Origin of the sequence: Dactylosporangium sp. NPDC051541 (assembly GCF_044454505.1) — a bacterium.
Classification (GTDB): Bacteria; Actinomycetota; Actinomycetes; order Mycobacteriales; family Micromonosporaceae; genus Dactylosporangium.
In genome coordinates this window covers 300,509-317,766 of the sequence record NZ_JBITDU010000010.1, presented here as the reverse complement: position 1 = coordinate 317,766, position 17,258 = coordinate 300,509, and the positions used below count along the sequence as shown (strand labels likewise).

The following is a 17,258-nucleotide window of genomic DNA, read 5'->3' as shown; positions in this document are numbered from 1 at the left end:
ATGCTCGAGCTCACCGACATCGAGGCCGGCTACGGGCGCACGCGGGTGCTGCACGGCGTGACGGTGCCGGCCGGGAAGGTCGTGGCCGTGCTCGGCCACAACGGCGCCGGCAAGACGACGCTGCTGCGGGTCGCGATCGGGCTCATCAAGCCGACGAAGGGCCGCGTGTACTTCGACGGCGAGGACATCGCCTCACTCGCCCCCAACAAGCGCGTCGCCCGCGGCCTGGCCTACGTGCCGCAGGGTCAGCAGGCGTTCGGCCAGCTCACCACCATCGAGAACCTGCGGCTCGTCGCCGACGGGCGCCGGCGCGGCCAGGCCCTCATCGACGCGCAGCTGGCCCGCTTCCCGGCGCTGGAGCAGTTCGCGGCCCGCAAGGCCGGCCTGCTCTCGGGCGGGCAGCGCCAGCAGCTCGCGATCGCCCGCGCACTGATCACCGAGCCGAAGCTCCTGATCCTCGACGAGCCGACCGAAGGCATCCAGCCCACGATCGTCGCCGAGATCGAACGCACCATCGTGCAGCTGGCCGGCGAGGGCATCAACGTGCTGCTCGTCGAGCAGCACATCGGCTTCGCCCTCGAGGCCGCCGAGCGCTACGTCGTGCTCGCCTCGGGCTTCGTCACCCAGACCGACGAGGGCGGCTCGGCCGCCGTCTCCACCGTGCGGGCCGCCATGGCGATCTGAGCCGGCCGGAACCGACACGGCCGGTTTCCGGGCCGGCAACAGCTTCGTAACAACGAAACCGGAGGATGCCCCACGCCCGGCGCGTGAGGGGATGCCACTGTGAGCAGGACAGGCAACGCGCGCGCGGCCGCGGAGGACAGCCTCGAGGACTACGCCTTCCGATATGTGCCGCGCACCTTCCGGCGCTGGAGCGCGGCCTCCGTCGGCGCGACCGCCCTCGGGTCCATCGCGTTCCTCGCCGACTTCTCCATCGGGGCGACCGTCGGCATCGACCACGGTACCGCCAATGCCATGCTCGGTATTTTGTTCGCTTCGGTCATCATCGTCATCGTGGGCGTTCCCGTCGCCTACTACGCCGCCCGCTACAACCTCGACCTCGACCTCATCGCCCGCGGCTCGGGGTTCGGCTACTACGGCTCGATCCTCACCACCGTGGTCTTCGCGGGCTTCACCTGCATCTTCTTCGCCCTGGAGGGCGCCATCATGGCGCAGGGGCTGCAGGTGGCGACCGGGACGCCGCTGTGGCTCGGCTACCTCGTCTCGACCGTGGTCGTCATCCCGATCGTCATCTACGGCATGCGCGCGCTGGAACGCCTGCACTTCTGGACCACGCCCCTGTGGCTCGCGCTCGCCCTGCTGCCGCTGCTGTGGATCGTCGTGTCCGACCCCGAGTCGGTGCGCGCCTTCACGTCGTTCACCGGCAACTCCGACGGCTCGATCAGCTTCGGCGCCATCGTCTCCGGCGCGGCCGTGTGCTTCGCCCTCACCCCGCAGCTGGCCGAACAGATCGACTACATCCGCGCCATGCCGCCCCGCACGCCGGCCAACGCCCGCTCGTGGTGGACGTCGTTCGCACTGGCCGGCCCGGGCTGGGTCATCTTCAGCAGCATCAAGCAGGCGATCGGGGTGTTTCTCGCCGTCTACGTCCTCGTCAAAGTCGACCCCACGCTCGGGCACGCCGCGACCGAGCCGGTCAAGCAGTTCGTCGGCATGTACCAGACCCTGTTCCCCGACTGGCTCGCCATCGTCCTCGCCCTCGTGCTCATCGTGATCGCGCAGGTGAAGATCAACGTGACGAACGCGTATTCGGGCTCGCTGGCCTGGTCGAACGTCTTCACCCGGGTCGCCAAGCACTACCCGGGCCGCACGGTCTTCGTCCTGTTCAACCTCGTCATCGCCTACGGGCTCATGATGCTTGACGTCTTCACCCTCATCTCGTTCGTCCTGAGCCTGTACGCCAACGTCGTCATGGCCTGGCTCGTGACGATCGCCACCGACATCGCGATCAACAAGTGGGTGCTGCGCATCTCGCCGCGCTTCCCGGAGTTCCGCCGGGGCATGCTGCACGACTGGAACCCGGTCGGGCTGGTGTCGGTGGGGCTCGCCTCGGTGCTGTCGCTGCTGGCGTTCGCCGGGCTGCTCGGCCCCGGCGTCAAGCCGTTCTCGGTGCTCATCGCGATCGGCGTCGCGTTCGTCGCCACGCCGGTCACGGCCCTCGCCACCCGGGGCCGCTACTACCTGCGCCGCCGCTCCGACGGCATCGACTCCCCGCTGTTCGACGAGCACGGCAACCCCTCGGGCGAGCGGCTGCGCTGCCATGTCACCGGATACATGTTCGAGCGACCGGATATGCTGGCCTCGGCTCAGCGCGGGGCGCACGGTCAGGTGCAGTACGTCTCGTCGCTGGCGCTGACGCTCGACGATGCCGATCGCTACGTGCTGCCGCCGGAGGTCACCGGCCCGCCGCACTGGGCGACCGAGCGAGGCAGGGGAACGTGATGGAGGAGCCGGTCGACACCGCGACCGCGATTCTGGCGAGCGCGGCGGTGCTGCTGCGTGAGCACACGTTCGACGACATCTCCTACCGTGCCCTCGCCGACGAGGTCGGCATCTCGGAGCGGACGGTCTACCGGCAGTACCCGACGCGTGCGCACCTGCTCGCCGCGCTGTCGACCTGGATCGAACAGACCCATTTCCCGCTGCCGCCGTTCGTGACCGTGGCCGATTTCCGCGCCGCCGTGCACGAGCGCTTCCGTGCCTTCGACGCGTCGCCCGCATACGCGTTCGTCGGTGCCCGGGCGGCGACGATCTCGCTGACGCTCGACGGTGAGCCCGCCTACATCACGCGGGCGATCGAGGCGATGCTCGACGTGTCGGCTTCGACGCTCAACCGGCGGGATCGGCGGCGGGTCGCGGCATCCCTGCTGTACTTCTCCTCGGCGATGTTCTGGGCCCGCCTGCGCACGAACTTCGACCTGGACGCCGTCGAGATCGGCGACGCGTTCGACCGCGCCGTCGGCACGATGCTCGCGAGGCTGCCGGACGGGACGTGGGCGGGCCGATGGCCGGCCAAGCGCTGAGCGGCACGCAGGCGGCGATCCTCGCCGCCTACGCCGAGCTGATCGAGGAGGTCGGCAGCGACGACGTGTCGTATCGGCTCGTCGCCCGCCGGGCCGGCATCGCCGAGCGCACCGTGTTCCGCAACTATCCCACGCGGGTCGATCTGCTGCTGGCGACCGCGGCGTGGATCGAGGCGACGGTGTTCGTCCGCGAGGAGTCGCACTCGATCTTCGACATTCCGCTGGCGATCCGCGACGCGATGCAGCGCTACGACGCGCGGCCGGAGCTCGCGCACGTCGTCGCCGAGACGGCGATGCGGGGCGTGAGCGGCGCCGCGCCGTCGCTCGGCCGGGAGCATCTCGAGCGGCTGCTGGACGCCGAGGTGCCGGCCCTGGACGCGGCGCAGCGCCGGGCGGTCGTCGTGGCGCTGTCCCACCTCGACTCCGCGGCGACCTGGGTGACGTTTCGCCGCGAGTTCGGGATGGACCGGCGGGACATCGCCGACGCCGCCGCATGGGCCGCGGAGGCGGTGCTCGACAGCATCCGCGACCGCGTCGTCCCGTAGACGCCCAGGAGGGCGGCGGCTGTAACCCCGGTCCGTATCAACAATCGCACCGATTGTTCCTACGGAAGGGACGCACAGCAATGAGACGATCCATCCTCCCGGCGGCCGCGGCCATCGTCGCGGCCGCCGCCATCGCGGCCCCGTCGGCGGCCAACGCCGCCGGCGCCGGGACCGTGTGGTCCGTGGTGCAAAGCCCCAACGTCACCAGCGGCACCTTCGCCCATAACGAGCTGGTGAGCGTGTCCGCGCTGTCCGACACCGACGTGTGGGCGGCCGGGTTCTCCAACACGTCCACCAGCGGCCACAACGACCGGCCCCTGATCGAGCACTGGAACGGCACCACGTGGACGGTGACCCCGGCCGGCACCGCCAACATCATGCTGCGCGGCATCAGCGCCGACGCGGCGAACGACGCCTGGGCCGTCGGCGAGTCGTTCGACGGCCGGGCGCTGCTGGCCGAGCACTGGAACGGCACCGCCTGGAGCGGCGTCGCCCTGCCCGTGCCGGCGGACTCGCTGCGCGCCTCGATCCAGGGCGTGACCGCGCTGTCGCCCACGAACGCCTGGGCCGTCGGCTGGTACTCGAACAACTCGCTCAACCTGCCCCTGATCGAGCACTGGGACGGTACCGCCTGGTCGGTCGTGCCCAACGTGCCGCGCCAGGTGTCGGAGTCGAACTTCCTGCACGCCATCACGGCGGTGTCGGCCGACGACATCTGGGCCGTCGGCGAGTACTTCCAGGGCGGCTCGGCCACGCTGCTGCTGCACTGGAACGGCACGGCCTGGTCCGTGGTCAAGCCGGCGCAGCTGGGCACCGGAGAGGGCAACGCGTTCCCGGTCGCGGTGTCGGCCGTCGCGTCCGACGACGTCTGGGCCACCGGCCGGCGCACCCGCACCGGTGACGACGGCGTGACCAACGCCGAGCCGTACGCCATCCACTGGAACGGCACCCAGTGGACCGAGGTCGCCACCCCGCTGCCCGCGACGCCCAGCGCGGCGTTCGACTTCACCGGCGTCGCCGCGGTGTCGGCGAACGACGTGTGGACGGTCGGGATCGACGGCAGCGGCGCCTTCGCCGAGCACTGGGACGGCACCGCCTGGACCCGGGCCGGGCTGCCCGCGCTCAGCACCGCCGGCAGCGCACTGTTCGGCGTGGCCACGAGCGGCCCGTCGAGCCTGTGGGCGGTCGGGGAGAGCAACCCGAAGAACGGGCTGAGCACGCAGACCCTCACCCTGCACACCACGCGGGGCTGACACCGCCCGGCCGGCGGGACATTCTTCCCGCCGGCCGGGACGCGGCGCACCATCCGGGCCGGGACGCCGGGCACCGATCGTGGTCTTCGACGGAGAACCTGGAGATCGGAGACGGACGATGACCACGATGCAGCGAATGCTCCGGGCGGCCGGGACCGCCCTGGCCGCCGGCGGGGCGCTCAGTGCGGCCGCGGCCGGCGCCAAGGCGTTCGTCGACACCACGGAGCCCAGTGCCGGGCTGACCGCGGTCGCGACGGCGGAGGCGGCCGGGGCCGTGCTGATGATGCTGGGCCTGCCCGTCTGGTACGTCGTGCAGGCCGGCCGGGCCGGCAAGCTCGGCGTGGCCGGTTTCCTGATGACGTTCGTCGGATGGGCGACCCTGCAGCTGGGTACCGTGCCGCTGTACTCGTTCCTGGCCCCGGCGCTCTACGCCCGGCCCGGCAACGAGGAGCTGGCCGCGCCGGGCGGGCTCGACGAGGTCTCCACCGGGTTCCTGGTGTACGTGTCGGTCGGCTTGATCGCGCTGAACCTCGGCATCCTGCTCTTCGGCATCGCGACGATCCGGGCCCGGGTGTTCCCGCGGCCGCTGGCCTGGTTCGTCACCCTCGCCCCGCTGGCGATCTTCATCCCGGTCGTCGAGGCGGCGGCCATCAGCCTGGTGCTGGCCGGCATCGGCGCCTGCGGCCTGCTGGTCGCGATGGACCGGGTCCGCACGCCCGGGATGCCCGCCGAACCGGCCGCCGTCGCGGGCTGACAAGCCGTCGGTGACGCGGCAGGCTGGCGTCGTGAGACTTGCCCGAGCGGCCGTCGCCGTGCTCGCCGTCCTCGGCACCGCCGCGTTCGCGGCGAGCATCGGGCCGGCCTACCGGCGGATCCGCGCATTCGACCCCGGCTTCGTGTGGCGCGCCGACGCGGTGCCCGCCGGCCTCGCCGAGCTCGGCATCCCGGTGGCCGTGGCCGCCTCCGTCCGGGTCGTGGTGCTGGTGCTGGTGGCCGCGGCGTTCGTCGGCGCCGGCGTGCTCGTCGTCGTCCGCCGGCCCGAGGAGCCGGTGGCGGTACTGTTCGCGGCGGTCCTCATCGCCTTCGGCGTGCACTGGCCGAACACGCTGCCGGTGCCGGGCTGGCCGGCCCCGCTGACGGCCGCGGCGCAGGGTGTGGGACTGGCCGGGCTGCTCGGCTTCCTCGGCCTGCTGTTCCTGTTCCCCGACGGGCGGTTCACCCCGGGCTGGACGCGGTGGGCGCTGCTTGCGGTCGCCGCCTACGTCGGGGTCGGCGAACTGACGGCGACGGCCGGCGTGCTCGATCTGGTCGCCGTGCTCGTCTGGGTCGGGGCCGGTTCGTGGTCGCAGGTGCGGCGCTACCGGACGGTGTCGACTCCGGTACAGCGGCAGCAGGTGAAGTGGGTCGCCGCGGCCCTCGTCGTGGCCGCGGGCGGGCTGACCGTCGTGGCGTTCGTCCGGCCGCTGTTCACCGGCTCGCCGGCCGCCGCCGTGGCGTACAACGGGCTGCAGCTGCTGGTGTTCGGCGGGGTGTTCGGCCTCGTGCCGCTGGCGATCGGACGGGCGGTGCTGCGGTACCGGCTGTGGGACATCGACCCGATCCTCAACCGCGCGTTCGTCCTCGGCGGGCTCACCATCGCGCTGAGCGCGGTGTACGCGGCGGTCGTGGTCGGGGTCAGCCGCGCCGCCGGCCGCGCGTTCGAGGGCGTGCCGGTGGCGTCGTTCGCGGCGGCCGGCGTGGTGGCCGTCCTGTTCGAGCCGGTGCGGCGCCGCCTGCAACGGTGGGCGAACCGGCTGACCTACGGCGAGCGCGACGACCCGTACACCGCGGTCACCGCGCTGGCCCGGCGGCTGCAGGACACGGCCGCCGCCCAGGCGGTCCTGCCGACGCTGGTCCGGTCGGTGCGCGAGGCGGTCCGGTCCCCGTACGCGGCGGTCGCCGGCCCCGACGGCTCCGTCCTGGCGGCGGACGGCGACGCCGGCGACGGACCGCCCGCCCGGCGGGACCTCACGCAGCGCGGCGAGCCGGTCGGGACCCTGCTGGTCGCCCCGCGCGGACCCGGCGAACGGTTCGACGCCCGCGACGACCGGCTCCTCGACGACCTGGCCCGGCAGGCCGCGACCGCCATGCACGCGGTGCGGCTGGCGGGCGAGGTGCAGGCGTCGCGGGAGCGGCTGGTGCTGGCGCACGAGGAGGAGCGGCGGCGGCTGCGCCGCGACCTGCACGACGGGCTCGGCCCCACGCTGGCCGCGCAGGCGATGCGCGTCGAGGCGGCCCGCGACCTGGTCCGCCGCCGGCCGGACGCGGCCGTGGCGCTGCTCGACGAGGTCCTGATCAGCTGCACGGACGCGGTCGCGGAGGTGCGCCGGGTCAGCCGGGGGCTGCGGCCGCCGGCCCTGGACGAGCTCGGGCTGTGCGAGGCCGTCCGGCAGGCGGCGGCCGTGCTGGGCGCCGAGGTCGTCGCCGACCCGGGGGCCCTGCCGCCGCTGCCGGCCGCGGTCGAGGTGGCGGCGTACGCGATCGTCCGCGAGGCGCTCACCAACGCGGCCCGGCACGCGGCCGCCGCCTCGGTCGTGGTCCGGCTGACCGTCTCGGCGTCCGCGCTGCGGGTGGAGGTGCGCGACGACGGACGGGGCCTGCGCGCCGGCGAGCGTCCCGGCGTCGGCCTCCGCTCGATGATCGAGCGGGCCGCCGAACTCGGGGGCCGGTGCACGGTGACCGCCGGGGCTGGTGGCGGCACCCGCGTGTCGGCGACACTGCCATTGGCAGCCGAGCCGCCCGCCGACGTGTGAGGAGTCCCGTGAGCCAGATCAGCGTGCTGGTCGCCGACGACCACGCCCCGTTCCGGGCCGGACTGCGGGCCCTGCTGTCCACCGTGGACGATGTGGTGCTGGCCGGTGAGGCCGCCGACGGCGCCACCGCCGTCGCGGAAGCCGCACGCCGGCAACCCGACGTGGTCCTGATGGACCTCAACATGCCCGGCGTCGACGGCGTCGAGGCGACCCGCCGGATCGTGTCGGCGAGCCCGCACATCGGCGTCGTCGTCCTGACGATGCTGGACGACGACGACTCGGTGTTCGCCGCGCTGCGGGCCGGCGCCCGCGGATACCTGCTGAAGGGGGCGCTGCGGGCGCAGGTGGTCCGGGCCGTGCGAGCGGCGGCCGCCGGTGAGGCGCTGTTCGGGCCCGCGGTGGCCCGCCGCATCACCGACTACCTCGGCCGGCCGCCGCCGGCCGCCGCGTTCCCCGGCCTGACCGACCGCGAGCGCGAGATCCTCGGCCTGATCGCCCGGCACCGGACGAACCCGGAGATCGCCCGGAGCCTGGGCCTGTCACCGAAGACGGTCCGCAACCACGTGTCCAACATCTTCACGAAGCTCCGGGTCGCCGACCGCGCCGACGCCATCACCCGTGCCCGCGGCGCCGGCCTCTGACGCCGGCGCCGGACGACCCACCAAGGCCGGCAGCGCGCCCGGGATCAGTGTCCCGTGCCCGGGCGCCGGGGAGCGCTGCCGTTGGCCAGCCGCAGGTCCTGCTGCAGGACCGTGTACGCCGGCTTGGGGTTGAGGTTGACGTCGTAGATGAGCGCGTAGCCCTCGCCCGCGAAGACGGCGGGAATCCAGGAGCTGGCGTCGGTGAGGCCCCAGATGGTGAACGAGAGGCACTGGCGGACGAAGAGGCAGGCCTTCAGCATCTGGTCGTACTCGAACGGCTGGGCGAAGACCGCCAGGTGGTCCGTCGGCACGTTGTCGGTGGCGTTGTTGACGAACGTGCGCACGTCGGCCTCGGTGATGGCGACCTTCAGGCCCAGGTCGGCGTAGCGCTGGAGGTCCTGCTGCATGAGCGGGCCGGAGAACCCGTACTGGGTGTCCAGGTGACCCTGGTCGCCGATGCAGTCCAGCGGCACCCGATGAGCCAGTGCCTGCTTGGCCCACGCGTAGACCGCGTCCGCCTTGGCGTTGCTGCCGTCCTCGCCGGCGATGTTGTAGTCGTTGTAGCAGAGGATCGCGTGCGGATCGGCCGCGCGGGCCCAGCGGAACACGTCCTCGAGGATGCCGGGGCCGAGGTGGCGCACCCAGAAGTCGTTCGGGTTCAGCTGTGACGGCGTGGAGTCGGTGAAGAACTCGTTGGCCACGTCCCACTGCCAGATCTTGCCCCGGAAGTGGGTGACCTCGTCGGTGACGTGCTTGTGCAGCAGCGCCCGCAGCTGCTCGTCGCTGATCGTCCCGTTCGTGACGCCGTCGGTCAGCCAGGTCGGCAGCTGGTTGTGCCAGGCCAGCGTGTGCCCGCGGACGAGCTGGTCGTGGGCCCGGGCGAACGCGATCAGGTTGTCGCCGCCGGACCAGTCGTAGGTCCCCTGGGTCGGCTCCACGAGCTGCCACTTCATCTCGTTGCCGGGCGTCACGACGGAGAACTGGTCGCCGATGATCTGCCCGTAGGCGGCCAGCTCGGACGGGACGGCGGCCGTGCCCAGGCGCAGCCCGATCGGTGCGGCCAGGGCCCGCAGCGAGTCGGCCGGCGGCCGGAAGTCCGAGTGGCTGGACACCGCACTGGAGGCGGTGCCGCCGGTCAGGACGAGCCCCGCGAGCGCGGCTACGACGGTGAGCAGACGGCGTGATCGCACCGTGAACCTCCTTGGAGATGCCGGACCGAAACTTTCGCGATTTCCCCCGGAACTTTCGGAGCGACGATATCGATGCGTTAGATCAGCGTCAATATGCAGGGCGCGCACCGCCGGCCGGTCCGCCCGCCGGCGTGATACTTACATCAGGGCGTCAGCGGGTCGGTGCGGTGCGGTCCAGGACCAGCGTGCGGGCCTCGGCGAGGCCGATGGCGAGGGCGCCGAGCAGCACGGCGTCGGCGCCGAGGGTGGAGACCTCGATGCGGGGCGGGCGCAGCGCGACGAGGGTGCGCAGCCGGTCGGTGAGCGGGCCGGTGAACAGGTCGCCGAGCTGGCTGCCGACGCCGCCGCCGAGGACCACCAGCTCCGGGTCGAGCACGGCGGTGATTCCGGCCAGGGCGTGGCTGACGTGGTCGACCTCGCGGGACACGGCCAGCCGGGCGGTCTCGTCGCCGGCGCGGGCGGCGTCGAAGACGTCCTTCGCGGTGCGGGCATCGGACCGGCCCAGGCGCTGGGCCACGCCCACGATGCCGTCGGCGGAGGCCACCGACTCGAACATGCCGCGGGGGCGGGCGGCGGGCGCCTCGAGCAGCGGGTCGCCCTCACCGATCGGCAGGTAGCCGATCTCGCCGGCCGCGCCGCGGAAGCCGCGGTACAACCGGCCGTCGATGATGATGCCCATGCCGGTACCGGTGCCGATGGAGACGTAGACGAAGTGCCGCACGCCCCGGCCGAGCCCGTAGGTGGCCTCGCCCACCGCGGCCAGGTCGACGTCGTTCTCCACCACGTATGTCGAGCCGGCGATGCCCGCGAGCCGTTCGACGCTGCCGCGGCGGTCCCAGCCGGGCAGGTTGGGCGCCAGGTGCAGGGCGCCGGTGGCCTTGTCGTGGATGCCGGGGGTGCCGAACACGGCGAGCGTGATGTCGTCGCGGGTGATGCCGGCCCGGCCGGCGAGCTCCTCGGCGAGGCGGGTGAGCTGGGCGAGGAGGTCACGGGCGCGAGTGCCGCGGGACGGCTCGTCCTTGCGGGCCACGATCGTGCCGACCAGGTCGGCCAGCCCGACGCGGACGTAGGAGCGGCCGACGTCGACGGCGAGGACCCAGCCGGCCTCGGGGCGCACCTCGTAGAGCATCGCCGAGCGGCCGGCGGCGCCGGCGCGGGTGCCGACCCGGCGCAGCAGCCCGGCCCGCTCGAGGTTGGTGAGCGCCACGGCCACGGTCGGCTTGGACAGACCGGTCTGCTGGGCGAGCTCCGGGCGGGACACCGTGCCCAGCCGGAAGGTCTCGGCGAAGACGGCGCGCTCGTTCATCACCCGCAGCACGCTGGTCGTGCTGGCGGTGTTCGTGGTCTGCACAGCCAACAGCCTGCCACATCAAGTAAAGAAGGGTCCTTTATCAATTTCGTAAAGGACCTTGCCAAACGGTGGGCGGGGGGTCAACATGCACGCAGTACCTCCGAGGAAAGGTGCCCTCCGTGAACGCAAGATGGTTCGTCGCAGTCGTGGCCGTCGCGGCCACCATCGTCAGCGGGTGTGGCGGCAGCACCGGCGGCAAGTCCGGCGGCGGTGACGCCCCGACGATCGCGCTGTTCCTGCCGGAGTCCAAGACGACCCGCTACGAGGCGTTCGACCGGCCGCTGTTCGAGGCCAAGGTGAAGTCGCTGTGCGCGGACTGCAAGCTGCTCTACGCCAACGCCGACCAGGACGCCGCGAAGCAACAGCAGCAGGTCGAGGCCGCCCTCGCGCAGGGGGCCGACGCGCTCGTGCTCGACGCCGTGGACGCCAGCGCCGTCGCGTCGCTGGTCAACCAGGCCAAGCAGAAGAAGGTCCCGGTCATCGCCTACGACCGGCTGATCTCCGAGATCAGCTACGAGTACTACGTCTCCTTCAACAACGTCCGGGTCGGCGAGATGCAGGGCCAGGCCCTGCTGGACGCGCTCACCAAGGCCGGCACGACCGACAAGGGCAAGATCGTCATGCTCAACGGCGCGCCCACCGACCCCAGCTCGGCGGACTACAAGACCGGCGCGCACAAGGTCCTGGACGGCAAGGTGCAGATCGGCCGCGAGTTCGACACCCCCGACTGGAGCCCCGACAAGGCCCAGCAGGAGATGGAGCAGGCCATCACCGCGCTCGGCCGGGACACCGTCATCGGGGTCCTGTCGGCCAACGACGGCATGGCCGGCGGCGCGATCGCGGCGATGAAGCGGGCCGGCTACCCGGCGCTGCCCCCGATCACCGGCCAGGACGCGGAGCTCGCGGCGGTGCAGCGGATCCTGACCGGCGAGCAGTACATGACCATCTACCTCGACATCCGGGCCGAGGCCGAGCAGTCCGCCGCGCTGGCGGTCGCCCTGGCCAAGGGCGAGAAGCCGGCCGCACCCGCGAAGGTCGCCAACGGCACGGCCGACATCCCGGCGTTCCTGCTCGACCCGATCGCGGTCACCGCGGACAAGGTCAAGGACACGATCGTCAAGGACGGCTTCTACAAGGCGGCGGACATCTGCGCCGGCCCGGTCGCACCGGCGTGCGCCAAGGCGGGAATCCAGTAGTGCTCACCGCGACCCGGATCAGCAAACGGTACGGCGCGGTCCAGGCTCTGGACGGGGTGAGCCTGGACCTGCCGGCCGGCGAGGTGGTCGCACTGGTCGGCGACAACGGCGCCGGCAAGTCGAGCCTCGTGAAGGTCCTGTCCGGCGTCGTCACCGCCGACGACGGCGTGATCGAGCAGGACGGCCACCCGGTCCGCATCGCCGGCCCGCACGACGCGCAACGGCTCGGCGTGTCGACCGTCCACCAGGACCTCGCCCTCTGCGAGAACCTCGACGTCGTCGGCAACCTGTTCCTCGGCGCGGAACGGCGCCGCTGGACACTGCTCAGTCACATCCGGATGGAGCGCTCGGCCCGCGACCTGCTGTCCTCCCTGGACGTGCGCATCCGCGACATCCGGGTGCCCGTCGCCATGCTCTCCGGCGGCCAGCGCCAGTCCGTCGCCATCGCCCGCGCCCTCATCGGCGAGCCGCGCGTGGTCATCCTCGACGAGCCGACCGCCGCCCTCGGCGTCGAACAGACGGCCCAGGTGCTCGACCTGATCCGGCGCCTGCGCGACCGGGGCCTGGCGGTGCTGGTCATCTCCCACAACTTGGCCGACGTCCGGGCGGTCAGCGACCGGATCGTCGTGCTCCGGCTGGGCCGCAACGCCGGCGAGTTCCGCACCGCCGACGTCACCCCCGAGACCGTCGTCGCCGCCATTACAGGCTCCGAAACCTTTGGGGGTACCGCATGAGGGCGCTGCTGCGCACGGCGGGCCGGACCGACCTCGGCGCCTGGCCGGTCGTCGGCGGCCTGATCGTGATCGCGGTCGTGTTCGGCTCCCTCAACGACCGCTTCCTGTCCGCGGAGAACCTCACCAACCTGGCCCTGCAGATGGCGGCCACCGGCACCATCGCGCTCGGCATCATCATGGTGATCCTGCTCGGCGAGATCGACCTGTCGGCCGGCTCGCTCAGCGGCCTCAGCGCCGTGGCCATGACGATCCTGTCCGTCCACCACGGCTGGCCCCCGCTGCTCGCGGTCGCCGCGGCCCTCGCCGGCGCCGCGCTGATCGGCCTGCTGCACGGCTTGATGTTCACCAAGCTGGGCATGCCCTCCTTCGTCGTCACCCTCGCCGGCCTGATCGGCTGGCAGGGCCTGATGCTCTACCTGCTGGGCCGCGGCGGCACCATCAACCTGCCGTTCGAGGGCCTGCTCGCCCGGCTCAGCGACACCTGGCTGCCGCTGTGGGCCGGCTGGCTGCTGGCCGCGCTCGTCGTCGCGGGCTGGACCGCCGGCTCGATGGTCAACCGGAGCCTGCGCCGCGCCGCCGACCTGCCGGTCACCTCCGGCCGGTGGCTCGCGGTGCGGCTCACCGCGCTGGGCGGCGTCCTCGCGGGAGCGGTCCTGGTGCTGTCGGCCGATCGTGGAGTACCACTGCTGCTTGTGCTCTTCGGCACGTTGGTCCTGGTTCTGGATCTGGTACTGCGACACACCGTCTTCGGCCGCCACATGTACGCGGTCGGCGGCAACGCCGAGGCCGCGCGCCGGGCCGGCATCAACGTCACCCGCATTCGGCTGCTGGCCTTCATGGCCGCCTCCACCCTGGCCGCGTTCGGCGGGATCCTCGCCGCCAGCCGGCTCGCCGCCGTCAACCAGAGCTCCGGCGGCAGCGACACCCTGCTCATGGCGATCGCCGCGGCGGTCATCGGCGGCACGTCACTGTTCGGCGGCCGCGGCCGCGCCTTCGCCGCCCTGCTGGGCATCCTCGTGATCCAGTCCATCACCAACGGCATGCTGCTGCTCAACGTCGACTCCTCGGTCCGCTACATGGTCACCGCCGTGGTCCTGGCCATCGCCGTGGCGATCGACTCCCTCGCCCGCCGCGGCCAGCCCCGGTGAGGCCGCAGGTCCTGGCCATCGACTTCGGCGGCACGAAGGTCGCCCTGGGCACGGCGGCCACCGACGCCCTCGACGGCCGCCCCCAGATCACGACCCGGCTGCCCACCCGGGGCGCCCAGGGCGCCCTGAAGGTCGTCGAACGCACCCTCACCGCGGCCCGGGAGCTGCTCAGCACCCCGGCGGCGGTGGGCGTCTCGACCTTCGGCGTGCTCCGCGACGACGTGATCCGCCTGGCCCCGAACGTCCCCGGCTGGGACGGCCTGCCCCTCCCCCAGCTGCTGCGCACCGAGTTCGGCCGCACCCCCGTCGCGATCGACAACGACGTCAACGCCGGCGCCGCCGCGGAACTGCGCTGGGGCGCCCTGCGCGGCGTCGACGTCGGCCTGTACGTCAACCTGGGCACCGGCCTGGCCGCCGCGCTGGTGGCCGGCGGCCGGGTCCTGCCCGGTGCCCACGGCGCGGCCGGCGAGATCGGCTACCTGCGCGACGCCGCCGACGCCCCCACGTTCGCCGACGGCCACGCCCCGCTGGAGGAGTCCGTCTCCGGCAGCGCCCTGGCCCGCCACGGCTCAGCGTTGCTGGGCCGGCCCGTGACCGCCGCCGAACTGTTCGCCCAGCGGCACGTGCCCGCGGTCGCCGCCCTCCTCGACGACGCGGTCGGCACGCTGTCGCGCACGATCGCCAACCTCTGCGTCACCTTCGACCCGCAGCGGGTCGTCATCGGCGGCGGCCTGCTGGGCGCGGCCCCGCACATCCTCCCTCCGATCGCGACCGCCCTCACCCGCTCGGTCCCGTTCCCGCCGGACCTGCGCCTCGCCACCTTCACCGACGACGCGCCGCTGCTGGGCGCCCTCGCCATGGCCCTGGCGCTGGCCACCACCGCCTGACCCGGCCGATGACCGGGAGTCCGGCAACCCGGCGCCGCCGGGCCGTCTGCGCGGCGGCTCGTTCCCGGAGGCCGGGCCCGACGGCCTTCACACCGGTTGCCGCCGGACCAGCCACCGCGTCGCCAGGCCCGCGGCCAGGAACACGGCGGCCAGCACGGCCCAGCCGGCCCGGCCGTGCTCGATCGCGGTCGCGGTGACGACCAGCGGCGCGAGCATCGTGCCCATCGCCATCCCCATCTGGCTCACACCCTGGTACGCGCCGGCGTTGGCCGGGTCGGCCAGCTCGAACGCGAGGGTCCAGTTGCCCGCCTCGGACAGGATCTCGGCCAGGCTGTGCGCGACCGTGGCCAGCGTCAAGACCGTCACGGTCACGACGACTCCGCCCCCGGAGGCGGCCGCGTAGAGCCCGCAGGCCCCGGCGAGCAGCAGGCCGCCCCGGGCCGCCGCCCGCCCGGCCGTGCGCAGGGTGTCCGCGCCGCGGGCCGCCCGAACCTGCAGCAGCGAGACGATCGCGGTGTTCAGGGCGAGCAGCACCGCGACGGTCACCGGCGGCGCGTGCGTCGAGCCGGAGACCCACAGCGGCACGCCCACGGTCAGCAGGCCGAACTGCATCGTCGTGACGGCGTAGAGGCCGGTGGCGACGAGGTAGGTCGGGTCGCGCAGGGGCGAACGCGGGACCGGGCGGACCGGGCCGGCCGCGGTCGGCGCGGCCGCCCGGGGCACTCGGCGCAGCGGTATCGCGGCGACGAGTTGCAACACCCCGGTCGCCGCCATCGCGGTGAGGTAGGCCGATCGGGTTCCCACGGCCAGTGCGACCGCGGCCAGCCCGCTGCCGCCGCCGATGAAGGCGTTGGTGACCGCTCGCAGCCGGGCCCGCACCTCGACCCGCTCAGGCCCGGTGAACGACTCGGCGATCGTCGTCGTCAGCGCGGTGCGCTGCATGGCCAGCAGTCCCACGACCAGGCAGGCGACGACGACGAAGGCGGCCGGGGTGCGGGCGACGAGATAGCCGCCGAGGGCCGAGCCCTGCCCCGCGGTCGTGATCAGCAGCAGCCGGCGCGCGCCGACGAGCCGGGCGAGGTAGCCGGCTCCGAGCGCCGCGGCGACGCCGACCCCACCGGCGATGGACAGGGCCACGCCTACGGTGGTCGCGGTGAAGCCGGCGACGCGGGTGAAGTACAGGACGCTGACGCTGAAGAAGACGCCACGCGACAGTGACGACGCGATCGTGGTCCAGGTCAGGGCCCGCGCGACCGGGTCGTCCGGGCGCAGGTAGCGCTGGACGCTTGTTTGCAGCAGCACGCCTCAGTTGTCGCAGGAGGTCGACCGTCGCCACCAACGATGTAGCGTATTGCTTCATGGTGCGGTACGAGCTGGTCGGCATGGACCTGGCCGATGTGCGATTCGCGGTGTCACCGCTCAACGAGCTCGTGCTGTCGCTGCGCGCGGTCCGCGACCCGGGCCGCTTTCCGCTGCACCTGCGCTGGCTGCACGGCCTCGACGAGGCCAAGGGCGACCTCGACCTGACCCTGCTGCTCGCCGTGACCAACGCCCGGCTCTGGACGCCCGACTTCCTCAACCCGCGCCCCTACTCGCCGCTGACCCGCATCGACGACGAGCTGGACCGCATCGCCGCCACCGACCCGGACGTCGTCCGGCGCGACCTGCACCTGGTCCACCCCGGCGGCCCCCTGCCCGCTCCCCTGCGCGGCCGGCCCGCGGCCGTGCTCGCCCGGATCGTCGACGCACTCGCCGAATACTGGCGGCGCTGCTTCGAGTCCCACTGGCCGCGCATGCGAGCCCTGCTGGAGGGCGATGTCACGTTCCGCGGCCGGCAGATCGCCCAGCACGGCCTCGCCGCCATGTTCGCCGGCCTGGCCGGCACGGTCCGGCTCGTCGACAACGTCGTCGAGGTCCAGCTCCGCTCGAAGCTCGACTGGACGAGCCCCACCACCGGCGGTCTCACCCTCGTTCCCACGCTGTGGGCGACGATCGCGTCGGCCCCCATCTCCCCCGACGAACCCCCGATGATCCTCTACGCCGCCCGCGGCGTGGCGACGCTGTGGGAACCGCAGCCCCTCCCGGCCCCGGACGCGCTGGCCGCCCTGCTCGGCGTGGCCCGGGCCGGCCTGCTCAGCCACCTCGACACCCCGGCGTCGTCGACCGAGCTGGCCATCCGCCTCGGCGTCACCACGACCGCCGTGAACCAGCACCTGCGCGCCCTGTACGCCGGCGGCCTCCTGGTCAGTGCCCGTCACGGCCGCTCCGTCCTCTACCGCCGCTCCGACCTCGGCGACGCCCTCACCGCCGCACCGGCCGGTCGCGCCGGCTGACCCCGGCCCGGCACCGTGCGGTCGGCGGCCCCGAGTAGGGCGTTCTGCCGATGTGCTGCACCCACCCGGATGCGTATGGTGGCGAGCCGGGCCGGTCCGGGTATGCGTCGTAGGGTGGAAACGTGCAGCGTGCAGGTGGTGCGA

16 protein-coding genes are annotated in these 17,258 nt (G+C 73.0%); 13 read left to right on the top strand and 3 right to left on the bottom strand.

The window, feature by feature from the left end:
- The 8 genes from ACIA8L_RS37915 (at nucleotide 1) to ACIA8L_RS37880 (ending at nucleotide 8,275) form a co-directional block, all read left to right on the top strand.
- Nucleotides 1–684, top strand: coding sequence for an ATP-binding cassette domain-containing protein (locus ACIA8L_RS37915; RefSeq protein ID WP_395912226.1), 684 nt, complete (start codon nucleotides 1–3; stop codon nucleotides 682–684).
- Between the two features lie 99 nt (nucleotides 685–783).
- Nucleotides 784–2,463: a purine-cytosine permease family protein gene (locus tag ACIA8L_RS37910; RefSeq protein WP_395912224.1), complete on the top strand. Its 1,680-nt coding sequence runs from the start codon at nucleotides 784–786 to the stop codon at nucleotides 2,461–2,463.
- Nucleotides 2,463–3,044: a TetR/AcrR family transcriptional regulator gene (locus ACIA8L_RS37905; protein WP_395912331.1), complete on the top strand. Its 582-nt coding sequence runs from the start codon at nucleotides 2,463–2,465 to the stop codon at nucleotides 3,042–3,044. Before ACIA8L_RS37910 ends, ACIA8L_RS37905 begins: the two co-directional genes overlap by 1 nt.
- Nucleotides 3,026–3,589 (top strand): helix-turn-helix domain-containing protein, encoded by a 564-nt coding sequence (locus tag ACIA8L_RS37900; RefSeq protein WP_395912222.1) that lies wholly within the window; start codon nucleotides 3,026–3,028, stop codon nucleotides 3,587–3,589. Before ACIA8L_RS37905 ends, ACIA8L_RS37900 begins: the two co-directional genes overlap by 19 nt.
- An 80-nt stretch (nucleotides 3,590–3,669) precedes the next feature.
- The gene (locus tag ACIA8L_RS37895) at nucleotides 3,670–4,842 is read left to right on the top strand and encodes a hypothetical protein (RefSeq protein ID WP_395912220.1); all 1,173 of its coding nucleotides are present in this window, start codon (nucleotides 3,670–3,672) and stop codon (nucleotides 4,840–4,842) included.
- A gap of 127 nt (nucleotides 4,843–4,969) precedes the next feature.
- Nucleotides 4,970–5,596 (top strand): hypothetical protein, encoded by a 627-nt coding sequence (locus tag ACIA8L_RS37890; protein WP_395912218.1) that lies wholly within the window; start codon nucleotides 4,970–4,972, stop codon nucleotides 5,594–5,596.
- 31 nt (nucleotides 5,597–5,627) lie between these two features.
- Complete coding sequence (locus ACIA8L_RS37885; RefSeq protein ID WP_395912217.1) at nucleotides 5,628–7,634, top strand: sensor histidine kinase; 2,007 nt, start codon at nucleotides 5,628–5,630, stop codon at nucleotides 7,632–7,634.
- Between the two features lie 8 nt (nucleotides 7,635–7,642).
- The gene (locus ACIA8L_RS37880) at nucleotides 7,643–8,275 is read left to right on the top strand and encodes a response regulator (RefSeq protein WP_395912215.1); all 633 of its coding nucleotides are present in this window, start codon (nucleotides 7,643–7,645) and stop codon (nucleotides 8,273–8,275) included.
- 44 nt (nucleotides 8,276–8,319) lie between these two features.
- Here the strand turns inward: ACIA8L_RS37880 and ACIA8L_RS37875 are convergent, their stop codons facing one another.
- Nucleotides 8,320–9,465, bottom strand: a complete 1,146-nt coding sequence (locus tag ACIA8L_RS37875) for an endo-1,4-beta-xylanase (protein WP_395912213.1) — start codon at nucleotides 9,463–9,465, stop codon at nucleotides 8,320–8,322.
- Nucleotides 9,466–9,616: 151 nt separating this feature from the next.
- Nucleotides 9,617–10,816: an ROK family protein gene (locus ACIA8L_RS37870; protein WP_395912212.1), complete on the bottom strand. Its 1,200-nt coding sequence runs from the start codon at nucleotides 10,814–10,816 to the stop codon at nucleotides 9,617–9,619.
- A 119-nt stretch (nucleotides 10,817–10,935) separates the two neighbouring features.
- Between ACIA8L_RS37870 and ACIA8L_RS37865 the strand changes: the two genes are divergently transcribed.
- The 4 genes from ACIA8L_RS37865 to ACIA8L_RS37850 are packed head-to-tail and all read left to right on the top strand — an operon-like array spanning nucleotide 10,936 to nucleotide 14,781.
- Nucleotides 10,936–12,012 carry a sugar ABC transporter substrate-binding protein gene (locus ACIA8L_RS37865; protein WP_395912210.1) on the top strand — a complete coding sequence of 359 codons (1,077 nt, stop codon included), beginning with the start codon at nucleotides 10,936–10,938 and terminating at the stop codon, nucleotides 12,010–12,012.
- Entirely contained in the window at nucleotides 12,012–12,746 is a 735-nt protein-coding gene (locus ACIA8L_RS37860; RefSeq protein WP_395912208.1) for an ATP-binding cassette domain-containing protein, read from the top strand. Before ACIA8L_RS37865 ends, ACIA8L_RS37860 begins: the two co-directional genes overlap by 1 nt.
- The gene (locus tag ACIA8L_RS37855; protein ID WP_395912206.1) at nucleotides 12,743–13,894 is read left to right on the top strand and encodes a sugar ABC transporter permease; all 1,152 of its coding nucleotides are present in this window, start codon (nucleotides 12,743–12,745) and stop codon (nucleotides 13,892–13,894) included. Before ACIA8L_RS37860 ends, ACIA8L_RS37855 begins: the two co-directional genes overlap by 4 nt.
- On the top strand, nucleotides 13,891–14,781 hold the full coding sequence (locus ACIA8L_RS37850) for an ROK family protein (protein WP_395912204.1): 891 nt from the start codon (nucleotides 13,891–13,893) through the stop codon (nucleotides 14,779–14,781). Before ACIA8L_RS37855 ends, ACIA8L_RS37850 begins: the two co-directional genes overlap by 4 nt.
- Before the next feature lie 87 nt (nucleotides 14,782–14,868).
- Here the strand turns inward: ACIA8L_RS37850 and ACIA8L_RS37845 are convergent, their stop codons facing one another.
- Nucleotides 14,869–16,083 carry an MFS transporter gene (locus ACIA8L_RS37845; RefSeq protein WP_395912202.1) on the bottom strand — a complete coding sequence of 405 codons (1,215 nt, stop codon included), beginning with the start codon at nucleotides 16,081–16,083 and terminating at the stop codon, nucleotides 14,869–14,871.
- 56 nt (nucleotides 16,084–16,139) lie between these two features.
- On the opposite strand from ACIA8L_RS37845, the gene ACIA8L_RS37840 reads away from it, so the two are divergent.
- Nucleotides 16,140–17,114, top strand: coding sequence for a transcriptional regulator (locus ACIA8L_RS37840; RefSeq protein ID WP_395912200.1), 975 nt, complete (start codon nucleotides 16,140–16,142; stop codon nucleotides 17,112–17,114).
- Nucleotides 17,115–17,258: the final 144 nt, after the last annotated feature.

What these genes read in the sequence shown, in the direction of transcription:
- ACIA8L_RS37915 (WP_395912226.1), top strand. Translation starts at nt 1, where the DNA reads ATGCTCGAGCTCACCGACATCGAGGCCGGCTACGGGCGCACGCGGGTG.
- ACIA8L_RS37905 (WP_395912331.1), top strand. Translation starts at nt 2,463, where the DNA reads ATGGAGGAGCCGGTCGACACCGCGACCGCGATTCTGGCGAGCGCGGCG.
- ACIA8L_RS37900 (WP_395912222.1), top strand. Translation starts at nt 3,026, where the DNA reads ATGGCCGGCCAAGCGCTGAGCGGCACGCAGGCGGCGATCCTCGCCGCC.
- ACIA8L_RS37895 (WP_395912220.1), top strand. Translation starts at nt 3,670, where the DNA reads ATGAGACGATCCATCCTCCCGGCGGCCGCGGCCATCGTCGCGGCCGCC.
- ACIA8L_RS37890 (WP_395912218.1), top strand. Translation starts at nt 4,970, where the DNA reads ATGCAGCGAATGCTCCGGGCGGCCGGGACCGCCCTGGCCGCCGGCGGG.
- ACIA8L_RS37855 (WP_395912206.1), top strand. Translation starts at nt 12,743, where the DNA reads ATGAGGGCGCTGCTGCGCACGGCGGGCCGGACCGACCTCGGCGCCTGG.
- ACIA8L_RS37840 (WP_395912200.1), top strand. Translation starts at nt 16,140, where the DNA reads ATGGTGCGGTACGAGCTGGTCGGCATGGACCTGGCCGATGTGCGATTC.